The organism is Demequina aurantiaca (assembly GCF_050598105.1).
GTDB classification, from domain to species: Bacteria; Actinomycetota; Actinomycetes; order Actinomycetales; family Demequinaceae; genus Demequina; species Demequina aurantiaca_A.
The window spans coordinates 2,814,093-2,833,053 of record NZ_CP192436.1 but is presented as its reverse complement, the minus strand read 5'-3'; the positions used below and the strand labels follow the sequence as shown (position 1 = coordinate 2,833,053).

17 protein-coding genes are annotated in these 18,961 nt (G+C 66.4%); 10 read left to right on the top strand and 7 right to left on the bottom strand.

The window, feature by feature from the left end:
• Window positions 1-103 precede the first annotated feature (103 nt).
• A complete protein-coding gene (locus tag ACQU6B_RS13040; RefSeq protein ID WP_430867972.1) occupies window positions 104-2,431 on the top strand; it encodes a transglycosylase domain-containing protein in 2,328 nt (775 codons plus the stop codon).
• 75 nt (window positions 2,432-2,506) lie between these two features.
• Here ACQU6B_RS13040 and ACQU6B_RS13035 read toward each other — a convergent pair whose 3' ends face one another.
• Together ACQU6B_RS13035 and ACQU6B_RS13030 are read right to left on the bottom strand one after the other, a co-directional pair.
• Window positions 2,507-3,547, bottom strand: coding sequence for a lipid II:glycine glycyltransferase FemX (locus ACQU6B_RS13035; protein WP_430867971.1), 1,041 nt, complete (start codon window positions 3,545-3,547; stop codon window positions 2,507-2,509).
• A 49-nt stretch (window positions 3,548-3,596) separates the two neighbouring features.
• Window positions 3,597-4,916 carry a carboxylate--amine ligase gene (locus ACQU6B_RS13030; protein ID WP_430867970.1) on the bottom strand — a complete coding sequence of 440 codons (1,320 nt, stop codon included), beginning with the start codon at window positions 4,914-4,916 and terminating at the stop codon, window positions 3,597-3,599.
• A gap of 227 nt (window positions 4,917-5,143) precedes the next feature.
• Here ACQU6B_RS13030 and rpsF point away from each other — a divergent pair, with 227 nt between their 5' ends.
• The 6 genes from rpsF to ACQU6B_RS13000 all read left to right on the top strand — a co-directional run bounded on the left by rpsF (window position 5,144) and on the right by ACQU6B_RS13000 (window position 9,357).
• Window positions 5,144-5,434: a 30S ribosomal protein S6 gene (gene rpsF / locus ACQU6B_RS13025; RefSeq protein ID WP_061963278.1), complete on the top strand. Its 291-nt coding sequence runs from the start codon at window positions 5,144-5,146 to the stop codon at window positions 5,432-5,434.
• Window positions 5,435-5,491: 57 nt separating this feature from the next.
• Window positions 5,492-5,971: a single-stranded DNA-binding protein gene (locus tag ACQU6B_RS13020; RefSeq protein ID WP_430867969.1), complete on the top strand. Its 480-nt coding sequence runs from the start codon at window positions 5,492-5,494 to the stop codon at window positions 5,969-5,971.
• Window positions 5,972-5,999: 28 nt separating this feature from the next.
• Complete coding sequence (gene rpsR, locus ACQU6B_RS13015) at window positions 6,000-6,236, top strand: 30S ribosomal protein S18 (protein ID WP_430867968.1); 237 nt, start codon at window positions 6,000-6,002, stop codon at window positions 6,234-6,236.
• A 17-nt stretch (window positions 6,237-6,253) separates the two neighbouring features.
• Complete coding sequence (gene rplI / locus ACQU6B_RS13010; protein WP_430867967.1) at window positions 6,254-6,697, top strand: 50S ribosomal protein L9; 444 nt, start codon at window positions 6,254-6,256, stop codon at window positions 6,695-6,697.
• Between the two features lie 600 nt (window positions 6,698-7,297).
• A complete protein-coding gene (gene dnaB / locus ACQU6B_RS13005; RefSeq protein ID WP_430867966.1) occupies window positions 7,298-8,665 on the top strand; it encodes a replicative DNA helicase in 1,368 nt (455 codons plus the stop codon).
• Between the two features lie 74 nt (window positions 8,666-8,739).
• Complete coding sequence (locus ACQU6B_RS13000; protein WP_430867965.1) at window positions 8,740-9,357, top strand: redoxin domain-containing protein; 618 nt, start codon at window positions 8,740-8,742, stop codon at window positions 9,355-9,357.
• 110 nt (window positions 9,358-9,467) lie between these two features.
• Here ACQU6B_RS13000 and ACQU6B_RS12995 read toward each other — a convergent pair whose 3' ends face one another.
• Window positions 9,468-10,520 carry a cytochrome c biogenesis CcdA family protein gene (locus ACQU6B_RS12995; RefSeq protein ID WP_430867964.1) on the bottom strand — a complete coding sequence of 351 codons (1,053 nt, stop codon included), beginning with the start codon at window positions 10,518-10,520 and terminating at the stop codon, window positions 9,468-9,470.
• Window positions 10,521-10,777: 257 nt separating this feature from the next.
• On the opposite strand from ACQU6B_RS12995, the gene ACQU6B_RS12990 reads away from it, so the two are divergent.
• Entirely contained in the window at window positions 10,778-11,104 is a 327-nt protein-coding gene (locus ACQU6B_RS12990; RefSeq protein ID WP_430867963.1) for a hypothetical protein, read from the top strand.
• Between the two features lie 78 nt (window positions 11,105-11,182).
• Here ACQU6B_RS12990 and ACQU6B_RS12985 read toward each other — a convergent pair whose 3' ends face one another.
• The 3 genes from ACQU6B_RS12985 to ACQU6B_RS12975 all read right to left on the bottom strand — a co-directional run bounded on the left by ACQU6B_RS12985 (window position 11,183) and on the right by ACQU6B_RS12975 (window position 15,072).
• Window positions 11,183-11,509: a hypothetical protein gene (locus tag ACQU6B_RS12985; protein WP_430867962.1), complete on the bottom strand. Its 327-nt coding sequence runs from the start codon at window positions 11,507-11,509 to the stop codon at window positions 11,183-11,185.
• Between the two features lie 180 nt (window positions 11,510-11,689).
• Entirely contained in the window at window positions 11,690-14,245 is a 2,556-nt protein-coding gene (locus ACQU6B_RS12980) for a lysylphosphatidylglycerol synthase transmembrane domain-containing protein (protein WP_430867961.1), read from the bottom strand.
• 29 nt (window positions 14,246-14,274) lie between these two features.
• Complete coding sequence (locus ACQU6B_RS12975; RefSeq protein WP_430867960.1) at window positions 14,275-15,072, bottom strand: CPBP family intramembrane glutamic endopeptidase; 798 nt, start codon at window positions 15,070-15,072, stop codon at window positions 14,275-14,277.
• Between the two features lie 62 nt (window positions 15,073-15,134).
• Here ACQU6B_RS12975 and ACQU6B_RS12970 point away from each other — a divergent pair, with 62 nt between their 5' ends.
• Together ACQU6B_RS12970 and ACQU6B_RS12965 are read left to right on the top strand one after the other, a co-directional pair.
• Window positions 15,135-15,845, top strand: coding sequence for an MOSC domain-containing protein (locus ACQU6B_RS12970; protein ID WP_430867959.1), 711 nt, complete (start codon window positions 15,135-15,137; stop codon window positions 15,843-15,845).
• Between the two features lie 62 nt (window positions 15,846-15,907).
• Window positions 15,908-17,305, top strand: coding sequence for a mercuric reductase (locus ACQU6B_RS12965; protein WP_430867958.1), 1,398 nt, complete (start codon window positions 15,908-15,910; stop codon window positions 17,303-17,305).
• A 145-nt stretch (window positions 17,306-17,450) separates the two neighbouring features.
• On the opposite strand, the gene purB is transcribed toward ACQU6B_RS12965, so the two are convergent.
• A complete protein-coding gene (gene purB / locus ACQU6B_RS12960) occupies window positions 17,451-18,884 on the bottom strand; it encodes an adenylosuccinate lyase (protein ID WP_430867957.1) in 1,434 nt (477 codons plus the stop codon).
• Between the last annotated feature and the right edge of the window lie 77 nt (window positions 18,885-18,961).

Sequence of the window (18,961 nt, the reverse complement as noted above, 5' to 3'; positions counted from 1 at the left end):
GTTGAATACAGTGGCGTCGCAGCCACCGCCACCGTCTCCAACCACTTGGTCCGCAGGTGGCGCCGCCACATTAGACACTTCTATCCCCTGGGAGAACACCCACGTGACCGAACCCAAGTCCGCACCACAGCGCGTCTCAGCGTTTACTCCCGTGAGTGGGACGCAGCCCGTTGCGGCGCAGCCCACGCCGAGCGCCCCCGTGCGCAAGTCCACCCGACCTGCTGGCTCGAAGCCAGCCCCGGCCGCGGGGAGCAGTGCTGCCCCGGCATCGGCTAGTGGCCGCGCAACTGCGCCGAAGACGGCGACGAGCGCTGGCAAGGGCGGCGGCGCAGGCGGCGGCAAAGGCGGCGGCCGTAAGCAGCGCCGCGCGGACATGCCGCGGTGGAAGCGCGTGTTGCGGTCGCTCGGACTGTGGACGCTGGTTGCCGGGCTCGTGGCCGCGACGGTCGCGGTCATCGGAATGGTGGTCGTGTACTCGACCCTTGAGGTCCCCGAGCCCAGTGACTTTGCGCTGCAGCAGTCCTCGATCATTTACTACGCCGACGGCACTGAGATGGGCCGGCTCGGCGAGGCCAACCGCGAGGTAGTGGCCATCGACACCCTCCCCGACTACGTCGGCAACGTATTCGTCGCCGCGGAGGACCGGTCCTTCTACACGAACCCCGGGGTCGACGTGTTCGGAATGGCCCGCGGTCTCTTCAAGACGGTAGTGGAGGGAAAGACGCAGGGTGGCTCGACCATCACGCAGCAGTACGTGGAGCGCTACTACGTCGGAGAGACCACCACGGACGTCAAGGGCAAGGTCAAGGAAGCCCTCATGGCCATGAAGATTGACTCCCAGCAGGAGAAGTCCGAGGTGCTCGGCAACTACATCAACACCATCTACTTTGGCCGCGGCGCGTACGGCGTCGAGGCCGCCGCAAACGAGTACTTCGGCAAGCACGCCGCGGATCTCACGGTGTCTGAGGCGGCGCTGCTCGCGGGAATCGTCCCTGCCCCGAGCGCGTGGGACCCCCGCATCGATCCGGTCACCGCGGAAAGCAAGTGGAACTACGTGATGGACGGCATGGTCACCACGGGCTTCCTCACCCAGGCCGAACGCGACGCTGAAGTCTTCCCCGAGACGATCGAGTACCAGAATGACGACGTCTTCGGCGGACCCACGGGCTACCTGCTGCAGGCAGCCATCGACGAGACGATCTCCGACACGGGAGTAACCCGCGAGGACATCGAGACCCAGGGCTACAAGATCACCACGACGATCCTGCCCGATCACCAGGCGGCCGCCGAGGCCGCAGTCGCGGAGATCCCGGAAGGGGCGTCTCCGAACATGCGCGTCGGTGCCGTCACCATGGACCCGGCCACGGGCGCCGTCACGTCGATGTACGGCGGGGCGGATTACCTGGAAATTCAGCGAAACGCGGTCACGCAGGACATCGCCCAGGCGGGTTCGACCTTCAAGCCCTTCGCGCTCATCGGCGGCCTCGAGCGCGGAATCGGACTGGGCACCGAGTACATCGCTAACACCGACATGGAGTTCCCCGAGTTCGAGAACCCCGTGCGCAACTTTGGCGGAGTCAACTACGGCAAGATCGACCTGGTCAAGGCCACCCAGAGCTCGGTGAACACCGCCTACGTCCAACTTGGGCTCGAAGTCACCCCCGAGGTGGTGATGGAGACCGCGATTCGAGCGGGAGTGCCTGAGGGCACCGTCGGCCTCGAGGCCAACGCGTCCAACGTGCTCGGCACGGCGTCGCCGCACGTCTTGGACATGGCGTCCGCGTACGCGACCATCGCCAACGGCGGGGTCAGCACCGAGCCGTTCATTGTCAGCGAGGTCCTCGCGAGCGACGGCTCCGAGCTCTACGTACACGAGGTCGTCTCGGAGGAGGTCTTCGCCGCCGATGTGATGGCGGACACCACTTACGCGATGCAGCAGGTCGTGAAGTACGGGTCCGGCGAATACGCCAACTCGATCGACCGCCCGCTGGCGGGCAAGACGGGTACCGCGAACGAGAACAAGTCGGCGTGGTTCGTGGGCTTCGCGCCCAACATGGTGGGAGCGGTCGCGCTCTACCAGGTTGGCGACGACGGCTCGGCCGAGGAGATCACGCCCTTCGCGGACTTCTCACAGATCACGGGCTCCACCATCCCCACGCGAGTGTGGACGTGGATGATGGACCCGATCCTGTCTGAGATGGACGTCGTGGACTTCCCCGCGCGAGCCAACGTCGGCACCGACCGCAAGATCCTGCCGCCCAAGCCGACCGTGACGCCGTCGCCCACACCCACTCCGGAGCCCACGCAGGCGCCGCAGCCCACCCAGGCACCTCAGCCGCCGCAGCCGACGCAGGCACCGCAGCCGCCTCAGCCCTCCGCGACTCCCGAGCCGGAACCCTCCGAGGGGGTCATCGAGCCGGTGCTGCCGTAGGCGACCGCATCGGCGATGCCTCGGTGGGCGCCCCGCACGCTTCGGCCTGCGCGCGGCGCCTACCGGCCGCGGCTTCTAACGGCGTAGTGCGCGCTTGAGTCGCAGCAACGCTGTCAGGACGCGGTAGCGGGTGCGCTTGACGGGCAGATCCCACGCGCCGTCCACGGTTGACTCCTCGCCGAACTGGCGTTTGAAGTCCCCGACGCCCTTGAGCGTGGGGGCGCGCTCGGAGTCGACCCCCATGAGGTCGTAACTCGTCACGTCCTCATCCTTGAGCATCTGCATGAGGTGCCAGCGCAGCAGCATGACGGCGTTGTTGCCCCGCGCCTCGGCGCTGGCGCCCGCGTAGTAGCTCACCGCCGCACCCTCGTACGTGGTGACGATCACCCAGGCGACGGCGCGACCGGGCTCGAGCGGCGCATCGGCCGTCCCCGAGTCGGACCGGCGCGCGACGAAGACCCGTGCGTGCTGGCCGAGTCCCTCGAGCATCGAAAAATAGGTGTCGGCCTGGTAGATGCCGAAGCCGTCGCGCTCCGCTGTCTCCTCGTAGATCCGGTAGAGCTCGTCGAAGGCCTCGCGGGTGAGACCTGACTCGTCCTGGAGCACGAACCCCTCGTCCCGGAGGGCCTTGCGGATTCCGGAGCGCCGGCGCTTGGAGAAGGCGGCAAAGATGTCGTCCAGGTCGCGGGTGAGATCTATCGCGACCGTGCGGTCGTAGGTGACCGACTGCAGCAATTCGTGCAGGTCGGGCGCGGGGAACTTAGCGTGGATGCGGGCGAAGGCGATGTGAGGGGCCTCGCGCGCGATGTAGTCGCGCAAAGCCTTGCGCAGGCCCAGCTCGGCCTGCGCGGTCTGATCGCCTATCCAGATGGGGCCGTGCTTTGCCCAGAGGTAGTGGAAGCCGCGCCCGGTGTACTCGGTGAGCGCGACGACCGCCTGCGGCTGCCCGTCCACGGAGTACGCGAGGCGGCGCCAGAACGTGCGGCCCTCGACGATCGCATCGTACGGATCCCAGGCGGGCGACTGCTCGATGGGAACTCGGTGGCCTGAGCCGTGGACGAGCGCCTCGAACTGCTCGTCAGAAACGTGCTCGATCTGTGCGGGCGCTGAAGTCATGCGACGAGCCTAGCCGCCACTCGGGACGAGGCGCACCCCACCCACAGGGCTAAAAGCCGGTGTCGGTGGGCTCGGGGTAGTACTTGCGGAAGTGCTGCGCCATCCGGGCGTTGAGCGCCTTGATGTAGACGCGGCGAACCAGGCTGCGGTCGCCCGAGTAGACGAGTGGGTGAAACACCCCGGACCGCTTCTTTGCCGCCGCGACTCGCTCGCGCAGCGCGGGCTCCTTGATGTAGCGCATGAGCAGCCGGTACGGCACGACCGAATACAGGATGGGACCCGTGGGGACGGAGGCCGCGCTCTCGGCGGGCTTGGCCTCCTGCGCCTCGAAGTGGTCTGGCAGCAGGTCGCGGGCGACGGCCTGGGCGACATTGACGCCGGCCGCCGTCACGTAGAAGTTGTTGCGGCCGATGCGCGGGTTGACTTCGAAGAAGACGCGGCCGCCGTCGCGGCTCGAGATCTTGTAGTCAAAATTGGCGAAGCCGTAGTAGTCGGCCTTGACCAGGATGCGGCGTGCGGAGGCGAACGCCTCCTCGTCCACCTCGGTGAGGATCGCGGCGGGGATGCCGAGCGTTCCCGGCGTGTGCTCCTCGAGCAGCACCTGGCCCCCCGCGAGCAGGGTGACCTGACCCTCGCGGTCGCGGTAGGCGGTCAGGGAGCGCATGTGGGTCTCGTCGCCGGGCACAAACTCCTGCACCAGGAACTCGCTTCCGTAACTGCGTTCGACGAGGTGATCGAGGACCTCCACCAGCTCGGCCTCCGACTCGAAGTGGTGAATCTTCTGCTTGCCGGGGAAGGCGACGTTGAACCAGTCGGCGCTGATCGCGGGCTTGCCGATCAGCGGGTAGTCGAGACCGCGGTCGCGGATGGACTGCAGCGCTACGGCGGGAGAAACGGTGGGCACCGAGTCGGCGCCGCCCGATGCCTCGGCGGGGACGGCATCGGCACCCGTGAAGCCCACCGCGACGGTGAACGGGGTGCGGACGTCTACCTGGTCGCAGATGGACGCGAAGGCGGTCTTGGAGGACACGCGGTCAAAGGTGGCGAGGTCGCACAGGGGCTGAAGCCAGCGCGAGTCGATCCGGTCCCGCTGCTGCGCGATGGTCCGCACGTTCCAGTCGAGGTTGGTGAACAGGATCAGCTCGTGATCGGGGTGCGCGCCGGCAATCTCGTTGAGCCGGGCGACCAGCACGTCCGGGTCCTGGAGGTTGGGCTCGATGATCCACTCGGCGAGCGTCGAATGCTTGAGGAAGGTGGTGCGCACCTTCGACAGGACAACCGGCTTCCAGCCGTACTTTTGGTGTGCCGCGCGTTGGAAGGCGTAGACGCCAATATCCCCGCCGAGCCCTAAGAGCAGGACCTGCTTCACTGTGACCTCGCCTCTGTTTGGCTCACCAGTCTAATGCGGGCGCTGGGCGCCATCGCCGACCGGTTTGCCCTGTTAATGCCTCTGCACTTCCGAATGTGGGCGCGGCGAGGTATTCTTGTGCGTCGTGGAAAAGGTCTCGCCGCAATCGGCTTGTTCTTCCACGACTGCGTAACCCTCCTGCCACGGATCGTCCGTGGCCGTTTCTAGTCCAGAGGAGGTGGGTATAAATGCGCCAGTACGAAATGATGGTCATCCTTGACCCCGAGGTAGAAGAGCGCACGGTTCAGCCGTCGCTCGAGAAGTACCTGACGGTTATCACCAACGACAAGGGCACGGTCGACAAGCTCGACATCTGGGGCCGTCGTCGTTTGGCTTACCCGATCAAGAAGAAGGCAGACGGTATCTACGCGGTGGTGAACTTCACCTCCGAGTCGGCCACCGCCAAGGAGCTCGAGCGTCAGCTCGGCCTCAACGAGTCCATTCTTCGCACCAAGCTGCTCCGTCCGGACGCTCACTAGTCCAGACGGTCGTTCCGACTCTCACTAAATACAACACACGAAACCAAAGGAAAAACCATGGCAGGCGACACGCAAATCACCGTAGTTGGCAACCTCACCGGCGACCCGGAGCTCCGCTTCATCTCGTCCGGCGCGGCAGTAGCAAACTTCACGGTGGCGTCCACGCCCCGCACGTTCGACCGTCAGTCGAACGAGTGGAAGGACGGCGAGACCCTGTTCATGCGTTGCTCCCTGTGGCGCGAGGCTGCTGAGAACGTGGCCGAGTCGCTGACCAAGGGTATGCGCGTGCTTGTCACGGGCCGCCTGGTTTCGCGATCGTGGGAGACGAACGGTGAGAAGCGCACCGTGACCGAGATGCAAGTCGACGAGGTTGGTCCCTCGTTGCGTTACGCCACCGCCAAGGTGACGCGAACGCAGCGCAGTGGCGGCTCCGGCGGCGGCAACTTTGGTGGCGGCGGCGGTTCCTCCGCACCTGCCGGTGGATCGGCGAACGACCCGTGGGCCTCGGCCCCCGCGTCTGACGAGCCGCCGTTCTAAACAGTTACTTTTCTCTTAAGGATTAATCATGGCTAAGCACGAAATCCGCAAGCCGCGCAAGAAGGTGAACCCGCTCAAGGCCGCCAAGGTCACGACGGTTGACTACAAGGACAGCGCGTTGCTTCGTAAGTTCATCTCCGACCGCGGAAAGATCCGTTCGCGTCGCGTGACGGGAATCTCCACGCAGGAACAGCGCCAGGTTGCGCGCGCCATCAAGGTGGCCCGTGAAATGGCACTCCTGCCCTACGCCGGCTCCGGCCGCTAGAGAAAGGGGATCTCCTCATGGCAAAGATCATCCTGACCCACGAAGTGGGTAACCTCGGAATCGCCGGAGACGTCGTAGACGTCAAGGACGGTTACGCGAACAACTACCTGGTTCCCCGCTCGCTGGCCACTCGTTGGTCCGCTGGTGCGGAGAAGCAGATCGCCGCGCTGCGCAAGTCGCAGAACGAAAAGAAGATCGCCAGCGTTGAAGAGGCTCAGGCCGCACGCGACTCTCTTCAGGCCAACCCGGTCACCGTGTCGGCAAAGGCGGGCCCCTCCGGCCGCCTGTTTGGTGCCATCACGACGGCCGAGATCGCGAACGCCATTGGCGATCGCGCGAAGGTCGACAAGCGTCGCATCCAGATCGGTCAGCCGATCAAGACGACCGGTCAGTACACGGTTAAGGTTTCTCTGCACGATGGCGTGTTCGCCACCGTGACCGTGAACGTGGTCGCTGGTTAACGCATTCCTCGTGGGCTAAGCCCGCAGGTCGAAGGCCCGGTTCCCCTGTTGGGGGACCGGGCCTTTTGCGTGGGGCCGCTGGCGGCCGGGGCGGCGGCGGCGCGGGAGTTCGGGAGGGGGGGACGCGGGTCCCGAGTTGGCTCGGAGTTGGCGCGGAGACGGCCCAAAAACGGACATATCGGTAGCGCGCTCGAGGGCGAAGGCCGATTACCAGGGCAAGCTCCGCGAGGGGCTCGAAACGTCGCGAAACCGCGCTGGCGACACGCCCATGTGCGACACGCCGGGAACTTTAAACCAAAGGTTTATCCCCAATGGGGCGCTTCGCAAATCCCCTGGTAATGGGGCATCTGGCTCGCCGCGTTTGAAGTCGTACACAGGTGTATCCACAGGTCGCTGTGGGGGTTATTCACAATTCATCCACGGTTGACAGCGCTCTATCCACGGATCGCCCGGGAGTCCGTTTTGCGTAGGGTCAAAGTCGCCCTACTGTGGCGTGTCAGTCCCATTCGACACAATGGGTGACGGATCGCAGCTCGCCCATGATTCGCGGGCGCGTGCCTGACCGCAAGGTCGAAAAGACGAGAGGGGATCTGCGCGCAAATGTCCATTGATGAGATGGCTCCGCCGTACGGCAACAGTGCCGCCGCTTTCGACCGCCTACCGCCGCAGAACCTCGAGGCGGAGCAGAGCGTCCTGGGCGCGATGATGCTCTCCAAGGACGCGATGGCAGACGTCATCGAGACTGTCCGCGCGGACGACTTCTACAAGCCCGCCCACGAGACCATCTTCGACGTGACGGTGAAGCTCTACAACTCGGGTAACCCGGTCGACGCCCTCACCGTGAGCGCGGAACTCCAGCGCGACGGTTCCATCAGCCGCATCGGCGGAGCCGAGTACCTCCACACCCTCATCGCGATGGTGCCGTCCGCAGCGTCAGCCGGGTACTACGCCCGCCTGGTCCGGGAGCAGTCCATCCTGCGCAAGCTGGTCGAGGCCGGCACCCGCATCGCCGGCATGGGTTACGAGGCGGACGGCTCTCAGGTCGACGACATCGTGGACAGCGCGCAGTCGGAGATCTTCGCGGTGACCGAGCGGCGCAACTCCGAGGACTACCTGCCCATCGGCGACGTCATGGAGCGCACGATCGACGAGATCGAGGCCTCCTCGGCGCGCGATGGGTCGATGCTCGGAATCCCCACGGGCTTCAAGGCACTGGACGACCTCACCGGCGGCTTCCAGAAGGGCCAGATGGTGGTCATCGCGGCGCGCCCCGCCATCGGTAAGTCGACGCTTGGCCTGGACATCTGTCGCGCGGCCGCCATCGGCGCGGGCAAGGCCTCCGTCATATTCTCGCTGGAGATGAGCCGCGAGGAGATCACCAAGCGGCTGCTCTCGGCGGAGTCGAGCGTCAAGCTCTCCAAACTCACCAAGGGCCCGATGGGACCGAACGACTGGGAGCGCCTCGCACAGACGGCGGCGACCATCTCCAAGGCGCCGCTCTTCATCGACGACAGCCCCAACATGTCGCTCATGGAAATTCGCGCCAAGTGCCGCCGCCTGAAGCAGCAGCATGGCCTCGAGCTCGTGGTGATTGACTACCTGCAACTCATGAGCTCCGGCCGCAAGGTCGAGTCGCGCCAGCAGGAGGTCTCCGAGTTTTCCCGCGCCCTCAAGTTGCTCGCTAAGGAGATCGAGGTGCCGGTGATCGCCATCTCGCAGCTGAACCGTGGCGCCGAGCAGCGCGGCGACAAGAAGCCGATGCTCTCCGACATGCGCGAGTCCGGCTCGATCGAGCAGGACGCCGACATCGTGATCCTGCTGCACCGCGAGGATGCATACGACCGGGACAACCGCCCTGGTGAGGCCGACTTTATTGTCGCCAAGCACCGTTCCGGCCCCACAGACGTGATCGCTGTTGCCTTCCGCAAGGACTTCGCGCACTTCGCTGACATGGCCTCGGACATGTAACTGCCTTCCGGGCATTGTCGTATCGTTGACGGATTCGAACCCATCCGAACGACTTAAGGCTACGAATCACCGTCATGAATATTTCATTCTCTGCCAAGACCCTCGGCCTGATGGCCGCCGCCACCCTGACGCTGGCCGCCTGCTCGCCGGCCTCCGACGACGCCGCCGAGTCGGTCGCCCCGTCCGCCTCCATGTCCCAGGAGGCAATGGAGAGCACCGAGCCTTCGCACAGCGCGATGGCGGAGGACTCCATGGACGCCGATGCTCCCGCCGCAGACGTGGCCGAGCAGCTTCAGTTCACGACCACGCTGCTTGCAGATGGCGCTGAGTTTGACGGCGCGTCCCTCGCGGGCGTCGACACCATTCTTTGGTTCTGGGCGCCCTGGTGCCCCACGTGCCAGGCCGAGGCGCCTGGTGTCGCCGAGGCGGCAGCATCGTTGCCCGAAGGCGTTCAGATGCTCGGCGTTCCCGGCCTGTCCGACGAGGACGCGATGAAGGAGTTCACCGCGGAGTACGGCATCGAGGACATGGACCAGCTGGTCGACGCCGACGGTCTGCTCTGGCGCAACTTCGAGGTCTACGGTCAGCCCGCGTTCGCACTGATCAACGACGACGGCACCATCACCATTGTCCCCGGCGCGATGAGCACCGAGGGAATCCTCGAAGCAGCCGACAACCTCCTCGCGAGCTAGCTCAAGACTCTGGGGCTAGACCCCGACGCAAAACGCCCCCCGGTGACTTCCGGGGGGCGTTTTCGTGCGCCATGTACCTGCGGGTGGTAGCTCCGGGCGCGGGCGCCGAGCTACTTCTTGGGCTTCTTGAGCGAACCGCGGATCGCGTCGAGGGTGCCTGAGTCGGCGACAACGATGGCGCGGACGGCGTTCGGCGTGCTCGACTCGGACGCGGCGGCTGGTGCCCTAGTCAGTGGGACCGAGTCGGCCTCGGAGTTAACGTCGAGTTCCTCTGGGGATACCGACGAGCCCGCGGGGACCGATTCCTTGCGGCGGCCCGCGATGAACACCCACAGGACCACCACCGCGGTGGCGATGACCAGCCCGGTCAAGACCGGCGTGCCCCACGATGAAATGGCCGCCGCGACGGAGCTCTGCCACTGGGCGGTGGTCGTCAGTACTGGGTCCAGCGTGTGGATGCCGAACTGAGGCAGGATCTCCGACAGCCCAAAGAGCAGCACGTAGATTCCCGCGAGAATCATCAGCCACCCGCCCACCTTCATGATGGTGGGAGTCTTGGAGCGCAACGCACTGGCGACGCCCGAGCCGGCCAACGCCGCGATCAGCGACACAATCAGGATCGACGTGCCCATGCCGAGCCCGTAGATCACGAAGGGCGCGACCGCGCCGATGGGGTTGGTGGCTGCCAGCGCCTGCGTCACGATCGCGAGGAACAGCCCGATGGTGCAGCTCAGCGATGCCACGGCGAACGATGCGCCGTACGCTGTCTGCGACCAGAAGGACTTTCCGGGTGCGGAGGAGTTGAGGCGAAGGCCCGGGCCCTTGAGTTCGCCGCCGCGGGCGAGCACGATGCCGAGCCAGATCAGGATGGCGCCCATGGCCGCGGTGAGGTAGGACACGTAGGGCAGGATCGAGCCCTGCAGGCTCGCGTTGACGCCGCCAAAGAGCAGGCCGAACCCGGTGAATACCGCCATGAAGCCCACCGTCATCGCGAGGCCGAATAGCAGCGCCCGCCGCACCGCCATCGGCCGCGTGACTCCCTCTTCCGCGCTTCCGGTGACCAGCACCGTGATGTACGCGGGAAGCAGCGCGAACCCGCATGGGTTGAATGCCGCCACCGCTCCAAGTATGAGCGCGTAGGCCGCCGCCGTTCCGTCAAACACTTGTTGCCCCTCGTCGAAGTCAGTTGGGGCCTGCGTCGCAAGCCAGGCCCCCATGGTATTCGGTGCCCTTGCCTTCCGCGATGGGTTGAAGCTCGCCCTTCATCCAGGTGCGCCCTTAGTCGGAGGATTTGAGCATAGGACGGGAATCACCGCGGCCAGCAGAAGGAGCCTGATAGTTTCGGGTAAGGGTTCCGGTTCAGGATCGGACTCGGCGTGATGAGCAAGCACGACCAACCGCAATCGACGAGGAGTTTCACGTGAGCACTCAAGACAGCAGTCCCCAAGGCGCGGATACCGCTGCGACTTCCACCAGTCCCGCTGCCGAAGCGGAGAGGGCCGCCGGTGAAAACTGTGAGCAATGCGGCGCGGACGTCACTTGGTTTACGTTGCGGGAGTTCGCGGAGCACATTAAGGACAATCCCGAGCGGCGCGCGGCGACGAAGGAGTTTCTCGAGCAGTCGACAAAGGCTTTCGGCCCCGCTCTGGATCTCCGGTTCAAGGAGTGCGCCTCTTGCGGTGACGCGACCGCAGTGTCGACTATGCGCATCGATCCCTCGAGCGGGCGAGTGGTCCGCCACCCGTAACCTTTCGGCGCTGGGAAGGCCTGAACAGGCGGCTTCTACTTCAGGTTGGCGCGTTGTTGGGAGGTGGGCGTACCGGCGTCACGAACGAGCGGCTACCGCTTCCCGGAACCACGCTTCAGAGGAAGCGGCCATCGCCAGTTCCACGATTCCCCCGGGACCGTGGAGTGTGAGGACTACAGCGTCTAGCCCCGGCCCAAGCATGTAGTCGCCCGACGTGCCGTGTCGGACGACGGGATCGATGCTCTCCACCCCCACGGTCGTCGACCCTAGCCAGACGCTGCCCGGGAGCACGTGCCACTCGCCGGAGAGCCACATGTCGCCAAAGCGCCAATCGCGGGCCTCGACTGCGCGGAGAGCTCCCAGCAGCACGTTGTCCGCCTGCAAGGCTCGTATGCGTGACTGCAATCGACGGTGCGTCCAATGCGCCGCGATCGCGTCAAAAACCACCTCGATCAAAGTCCTCGCGCCGTTCGGTCCCCGTTCATTGCCCGCCCTTCTAGGTTTCCACAGAGCGGCAATTGCCAGACCGCATCATGCAATTTGCTGAACTAGCTTCGATTGCCAATCTACGACGGCAACCGACAACTAGAGCTCGCCCTTCTTCTGCATCCACTTCATGGCCACGTAGCCCAGTGGGATGCGCGCCCAGAAGGTGAGCAGGCGGTAGATCAGCGCGATCGACACCGCGACGGAGGCGGGGATTCCCGCACTCGTGAGTCCTGCCGCGAGCGCAATGTCAACCGTACCGATTCCGCCGGGGGTCGGGATAAGCGCGCCGACTGCGTTGCCGAGCAGGTAGATCACGGCGACGTCCACGATCGCGAGGTGCTGATCGAACGCGAACAGGGTTGCCTGGAAGGCTGCGACGTAGGCCGCGGTCATGAGCAGGTTGCCGCCCAGGCCGAGGCCCAGGCGCCACGGCTGGCCAAGCACCTGAACCAGGCGAGGCCACGTCTGGCGCACCATGGGCATGACCCGCCTGGCCGCCCAATTGCGCACCCCGGGAACCAGCAGCGTAAGGGCGACCACGGCGATCGAGGCGCCCGCGCCAACCAAAACCGAGGTGCTGGGCAGGGCGGTGAGCGTTCCCTGCGAGCCGGACACGAGCGTCAGCACGAGCAGCCCGACCACCGTCACGACAACCGCGGACACCTGAACCAGCGCCACGGTCGCGACCGCTAGGGGCGTCGTGACCTTGCGCTTGGTGAGCAGGCGTAGGTTCAGCGCGGCGGGTCCCACCCCTGCGGGCGCCACCAGCGCGATGAAGGCCGCGGCCACCTGCGCGAGTAGCACCCGTGCCCACGGCAGCCTGATGGGCGAGAAAGCCAGCATCGCGAGGGCTGCCCCGACAAAGGTGAGCAGTGCGAGCACGAAGGACGACGCAAGCCACACTGGGTTCGCCCCGCGGAGCGCATCGAGCGTCTCCTCGGTATTGAATCCCACCAGCACCAGGTAGGCCGCGACCAGGCCGGCGCCAATCATGATGGTCTGGCGTACACCAAACCGGGCGATGTTCTCCTGCTCGACGTCGGCATCGGGCAAGCGCTCGACGATCGCCTCCCGGACCGAATGCAGGACCTTGACGTCCTTCTCGTGCTTGATTTCCTTGCGCGTGTGGCTGGGGAGTGCGATGGACTGCAGGAGGGGAGCGGCGTGCTCGACATCGTCGGTGGTGAGGTTGCGGAACGCGGCGTTGACCGCGCGCTCGGCGCCTACCTTGACCGCGGTCATCGCGAGCATCTGCGCCCGGTCGATGCGCCACGCAAGGCTCGAGGACGCTACCTCTCCGAGCTCCCAGCTGGTGAGCCACACCAGCGGGTCGCCCGTCACCTCGTCAACGCCTACGAGCATCGTGTCCGAGCTCAGCGAGCGGTGCGAGATGCCTGCGCCGTGCGCGATCTCGACTTCCTTCCACATGGCGTCGAGCAGTTCGTCGGTCACCTGATCCGCGGAGAGATCGGCCAGCGGCTGGACTCCCGTGGGTCGTTGGTACACCAGGAGCATGGTGTCGCGCGCGCTGCTCATTCCGAGGACGCGGGCGGTCCTGACGCCCGCGTTACGGGCGGCGTGAGAGACCAGCGCGGTGGACTCTGCGGTCTGTCGCAGTCCAAGGTCCGAGCGGGCGTTGATGCCGCGCAGCTTGATGGACTTCCACCACTTGGCAAAGAAGCCGGCCGCCTGACGGTCTCCGTCCAGCGCGATGACGAGCAGCTGGTGGCCCTCGACCGTGGTGAGCTCGTAGACGCGGCCCTGACGCGTGCGGCCCATCGCGGTGGAAACTCGGTCGAGAGTGGCGGTGGCCGGTACGCCCTCGGTGCGGTCGGCACGCACCAGTCGCTTGGGCTCGAAGCCTGCGCGGCGAATGCCCTCCACGAGCGCGTCGCCGTACGCGCGGTCCGCCGTGGACCCCAGCGCGTAGCGCCATAGCAGGCCGGCGGCGCGGCCTATCAGGACGGTCACGATTCCGGCGGGGACGGTGATGATCCCGGAGATCGCGGCGACGGCCAGCGCGATCCACAGGATGTTCCACGAGAACGACAGCATCTTGCGGTCGGTGCGTCGGCCCGCGGCAGTAAGCATCGCGGCGACCGCGGCGATATAGGCCGGCAGTTGCACGGTCATGTCGCCGTCCGCGCCGCGGACGGACAGGCTGTCGAGCAGCTCCGGGCCGGCCCACGCCTCGGTGGTGAGCGCGGCGATGACGGTGGCGATGAACGCGAGGATGGCGGCGCCGAGCACCTCGAGCATGCGGCGCGGTTCCTTGCGCAACGCGAGTTCGCCAAGCACCAGCGCGGGCACCACCAGCGTGACGATGCCGGAGAAGACGTTAACCGGCGCGACGAGGAGTCGCTGGAGGAACGAGGAGAACCCGCTGATGTCCTCGCTCAGGCCCACCGTGGTCTGGTGGGCGAACGCGCCGATCAGCAGGACCAGGAAGACTCCCAGGATGGCCGCGAGCGAGGCGATGAGGTCGGAGAAGCGGTGAACCCTTACCTCGGGGTCGTCGAGGATCTGAACCGGCGCGGCCGTGGGGACGGCAGCCGGCTCCACGGGTTCGCTCCTGGCGACGGCCGGTGCCACCAGTTGTTCCGCGAGTTCAGTCACAGGCGTGGTGCGCTGTGATGAGTCGTCGGTGGCCATTGATCGATTCTATGAGTTAAGTGGTCTGATTACGTGATGCCGAGGCTGTCGAGCACGTGTGCCGGAATCAGCTCTGGCCCAATGAAGGCTACAGAGTCCAGCAGCATGTGCGCGATGATCAGCGGGGCGAGTCGGCCCCGGCGCACAAAGACGTAGGCGAACACCAGTCCCATCACCACGTTGCCCAGGGCCATCGGCCAGCCCTGGTAGAGGTGATAGCTTCCCCGAATCAGCGCCGATGCGATGATCGCCGCGGGCACGGACCATTGCAGGTCGCGCAGGCGAGTAACGAGGTACCCGACCACCACGGTCTCCTCGAGGATGGCGGCGGCCGCGGCCGCTAGCAGCAGGATGGCCGCCGCCCACCACTGGTCGGGCAGCCCCGAGGTGTCGAGTTTGACGCTCTGTCCGAGTGCGCGGCCGATCGCATACAGCGCGAGTCCTGGGATCCCGATGGCCGCGGCCAGGCCAACGCCCCAGCCGACGTCCGCCCACCACACGCGTCCGCGCCCGACAAGCCCGAGGCGTCTCAGCGCGCTGTTGCCGTGGGTCGACAGTAGATACAGCGCGAGGAGAACGGGCATGAGGGAGAAGCCGATGCGCAGCACCTGGATCAGCAGGTCCACGTAGTTGATGGACGACTGGCTTGGATTCAGGACGGACGTCTGAGTGCCGATGGGGGCGGGTGCGAGGTATCGCTCGATGAGACGAATCGCCGCGAAGATGCCGGCCTGGCCCAGCGAGATGCCCAGCACGATCAGCACCTCGGCGCGCAGTCGTCCGCGGGATGGCAGGTAAACGGCGCCCTCAGCGCGTGATTGCTCCATAGTCACATTGACTCTAACGAGCGAACCCGGCGGACGGCTCCCCTCGCGCCTAGGCTGGACGTATGGACACTGTGATTCGCGAACCCGTGGTGGTCAGCCTGCGTCGGTACCCGGTGAAGGCGATGGGAGGCGAGGCTCTCGAGTCGGTCCTGGTGGACCCGCGCGGGCTGGCGGGGGACCGGGTGTTGGCGGTCAGCGACGGCGCCGGACGATTCGCGTCGGGTAAGAACACCAAGCGCATGGTGCGCCGCGAGGGCATCTTCGAGTTCGCCGCACATACCAGCGCCGCGCGGGGACACAGGGTAGTCGTGACGCACGAGGGAAGGGAATGGACCGCGGGCAGCCCGGAGCTGGACTCCCATCTGAGCGAGGAGCTCGCCGCGCAGGTGCACGTCTCGGCTGAGGGCGAAGTGCCTCACTTCGACGATGGCGCAGTCTCCCTGGTGGGCACCGCCACCTTGGAGTGGTGTGCGCGCGAGCTCGGCGTCGACGCCGACTCGCGACGCCTGCGGGTCAACCTGGTGGTCCAGACCTCCGAGCCCTTCGAGGAGGAGTCGTGGCGAGGCGACATCCGGGTGGGGGACGCGACCCTGCGGCCCGCGGGTCGCGTGGAGCGGTGCCGCACCATCGACCTAGTTCAGGATGGCGTCGGGCAGCGCACGCGGTGGCTCAAGCCACTGGGGGACCAGCGCGACGCGCGCGTGGCGATCTATCTCGCCGTGGTCTCCCCTGGGACGGTTCGAGTCGGAAGCCGCGTCTCGCCTTCCGTGTAGCCTCCTGCGCTGCCCGCGAACAAGTTGTGCGTGATGACGCCGGCCGTGGGCATACTGGGGGCATGGCTATTCACCACGAGTCCTTTGACACCATCATCATCGGCGCCGGTCAGGCCGGCCCCGGTCTCGCATCGGCCCTGGACGGGCGGGGGGAAAAGGTGGCGCTCTTCGAAGCGCGGGCCTTTGGTGGTACCTGCCTGAACGATGGGTGCCGGCCCACCAAGGCGATGCGCGCCTCGGGCCGCGTCGCACACCTGGCCCGGACATCGGCCAAGATGGGTGTCCACACTGGCGACGTGACCGTCAACCTGGCGGAGGTCGTCGCGCGCAAGGACGAGCTCATTGACGCGTGGCGTGATGGCGGCAGCGACTATTACGAGAACCACGAGACCATCAGCTACGTGGTGGCGACCGCTCGAATCACGGGCCGCGACGGCGAGGCGTTCCTGGTCGACTACGACGACGGCAGCTCCGCGCCCAAGACCGTGACCGCGAAGCGCGTCATCGTGAACTCGGGGGCCCGCTCCGTGCCGCCGCCCGTGCCAGGGCTCGACGGCATCGACTGGCTCGACCACCACCGCATTCTGGAAATCACCGACATCCCCGACCACCTGGTGGTGCTCGGCGGCAGCTACATCGGACTCGAGTTCGGCCAGATGTTCGCCCGCTTTGGCTCCAAGGTGACCATCGTCGAGCGCGCTCCCCGGATCATCGCCCGCGAGGATGCCGATATCTCGGAGGCAGTCGCCGGGATGCTGCGACGCGAGGGGCTCGACGTGCGCGAAGGAGCGGACGTCGATCAGATTGAGGCCACAGAGAAGGGTGCGCGCATCCACCTCAAGGGCGGCGACAACCTGGACGCGAGCCACGTGCTGGTCGCGGCCGGACGGATTCCCAACAGCGACGACATCGGGCTCGACAGCATCGGCGTGGAGACTGACGAGCGCGGCTACATCACCACCGACGAGCACTTCAAGACCAACGTCGAGGGCGTGTATGCGGTTGGTGATGTCAACGGCCGCGGCGCGTTCACCCACACCAGCTACCAGGACGGCACGATCCTCGCGGATCACCTGGGCGGCGGCGACCAGTCGGTTGCGGGCCGCATCCCCACCTACGGGCTCTTCACCGACCCGCCGCTGGGCCGCGTCGGCATGACGTTGACGCAGGCGCAGGACGCCGGGCTGGACGTCGAGGTCTCTATCACTCCGGGAGACGGCGTGACCAAGGCCGCGCTGGACGGCGAGACCGAGGGCCTGTGGAAGCTCGTGGTCGACAAGACGACGGACCGCGTGGTTGGGGCATCGTTCTTTGGCCTGTACGGGGACGAGGCGGTGCAGGCGGTATCAGTACTGATGCACGTAGACGCTCCCGCGTCCGAGCTCGCGACCTGGCTGCCTATCCACCCGACGTCGGCCGAGTTCCTGCCGACTTTCTACGGCGGTCTCGAGAAGCCTTAAGGGGATTCCCGGGCCAAATCGAACCCATAGGAGTGCCGGCGAGGCGAGACCGTGCCAGATCGGACCCACAGGAGTTCCGGAGAGCCCAGACCGTGCCAAATCGGACCCATAGGAGTCCCGGTGGCTCGGAGTGGGTGAATACTCGCTAGTCGTCTAGGAAGGCGACCAGGTCCGCGGCGATGCCCGTGTAGGTTTCTGGTGTCAACAGCACCAGGCGTGCCTCGACGTCGGCGGGCAGGCCGAGGCTCTTCACGAACACCACGACGTCGTCGGCGCCAATGCGGCGTCCACGCGTGAGGTCCTTGAGGCGCTCGTACGGGTTCTCCATGCCGGGCGTCCCCGCGATTCCGGCGGCGCGCATCGCGGACTGGATGGGCTCGCCCAGGACTTCCCAGTTCGCGTCGAGGTCCGCGGCCAGCGCGGTGGGGTTCACGTCGAGGCCGTCGAGGCCCTTGGCGACGTTGGAGATCGCGAGCAGCGAGTGGCCAAATGCGGGGCCGATGTTGCGCTGGCTGGTCGAGTCGGTGAGGTCGCGCTGCATGCGCGAGGTCACGAGCGTGGCGCCCAGCGTGTCGAGCAGTGCGCACGACAGCTCGAGGTTGGCCTCGGCGTTCTCGAAGCGGATGGGGTTGACCTTGTGCGGCATGGTGGACGAGCCGACCGTGCCCTGGCCGCGCACCTGGGCGAAGTACCCAAGGGAGATGTAGGTCCACACGTCGGTGGCGAGGTTGTGCAGGATGCGGTTGAACCGCGCCATATCCGCGTACAGCTCGGCCTGCCAGTCGTGGCTCTCGATCTGCGTGGTCAGCGGGTTCCAGGTAAGGCCGAGGTGCTCGACGAAGGACTTGGAGACGGCGACCCAGTCGGTGCCGGGGACGGCCGCGACGTGCGCGCCATAGGTTCCGGTGGCGCCGTTGAGCTTGCCCAGGAACTCTTGGGCCTCGACGCGGCGGAGCTGACGCTTCAGGCGGTGAGCCAGCACCGCGAGCTCCTTGCCCACCGTGGTGGGCGTGGCCGTCTGGCCGTGGGTGCGCGACAGCATCGGCTGCGCGGCGTTCTCACGAGCCATGCCGGACAACTGCTCAACGAGAGCCGATGCGGCGGGCAGCCACACGTCGTTGACGGCGCCGCGCACCATCACGGAGTACGACAGGTTGTTGATGTCCTCGGACGTGCAGGCGAAGTGCACGAGCTCGCTGAGCGCTGGGAGCTGCGTGTCCGCGCCCAGGGCGGCGGGGGCATCGGCGAGGCGCTTCTTGAGGAAGTACTCGACCGCCTTGACGTCGTGGACGGTGACGCGCTCGGTCTCCGCGAGCTCGGCGATCTCGGTGGCGCCAAAGGTGGCGACGACGTCGCGCAGGTACGCCTTCTCCGCGTCGGTGAGCGGCGAGGTGCCGGGCACGGCGCCTTGGTCCGTCAGGTGGATGACCCACTCGACCTCCACGTGAACGCGGGCGCGGTTGAGCGCGGCCTCCGACAGGTGGTCGACCAGCGGCGCGACGGCGCCGCGATAGCGCCCGTCCAGGGGCCCCAGGGCGATGGCGGGAGTGATGTCAGCGAGTGCAGTCCAGGAAGTCACGCGCCTATTGTTCCACTGTTCTGCTGAGATGCGCCCCGGGGTTATCCACAAATCTCGCGCGGCCCACGCGGGGCGCG

What these genes read in the sequence shown, in the direction of transcription:
- rpsR (WP_430867968.1), top strand. Translation starts at nt 6,000, where the DNA reads ATGGCTAAGCACGAAATCCGCAAGCCGCGCAAGAAGGTGAACCCGCTC.
- rplI (WP_430867967.1), top strand. Translation starts at nt 6,254, where the DNA reads ATGGCAAAGATCATCCTGACCCACGAAGTGGGTAACCTCGGAATCGCC.
- ACQU6B_RS13035 (WP_430867971.1), bottom strand. Translation starts at nt 3,547, where the DNA reads ATGACTTCAGCGCCCGCACAGATCGAGCACGTTTCTGACGAGCAGTTC.
- ACQU6B_RS13020 (WP_430867969.1), top strand. Translation starts at nt 5,492, where the DNA reads ATGGCAGGCGACACGCAAATCACCGTAGTTGGCAACCTCACCGGCGAC.
- ACQU6B_RS12980 (WP_430867961.1), bottom strand. Translation starts at nt 14,245, where the DNA reads ATGGCCACCGACGACTCATCACAGCGCACCACGCCTGTGACTGAACTC.
- ACQU6B_RS12965 (WP_430867958.1), top strand. Translation starts at nt 15,908, where the DNA reads ATGGCTATTCACCACGAGTCCTTTGACACCATCATCATCGGCGCCGGT.
- ACQU6B_RS13000 (WP_430867965.1), top strand. Translation starts at nt 8,740, where the DNA reads ATGAATATTTCATTCTCTGCCAAGACCCTCGGCCTGATGGCCGCCGCC.
- ACQU6B_RS12975 (WP_430867960.1), bottom strand. Translation starts at nt 15,072, where the DNA reads ATGGAGCAATCACGCGCTGAGGGCGCCGTTTACCTGCCATCCCGCGGA.
- dnaB (WP_430867966.1), top strand. Translation starts at nt 7,298, where the DNA reads ATGTCCATTGATGAGATGGCTCCGCCGTACGGCAACAGTGCCGCCGCT.
- rpsF (WP_061963278.1), top strand. Translation starts at nt 5,144, where the DNA reads ATGCGCCAGTACGAAATGATGGTCATCCTTGACCCCGAGGTAGAAGAG.
- ACQU6B_RS12970 (WP_430867959.1), top strand. Translation starts at nt 15,135, where the DNA reads ATGGACACTGTGATTCGCGAACCCGTGGTGGTCAGCCTGCGTCGGTAC.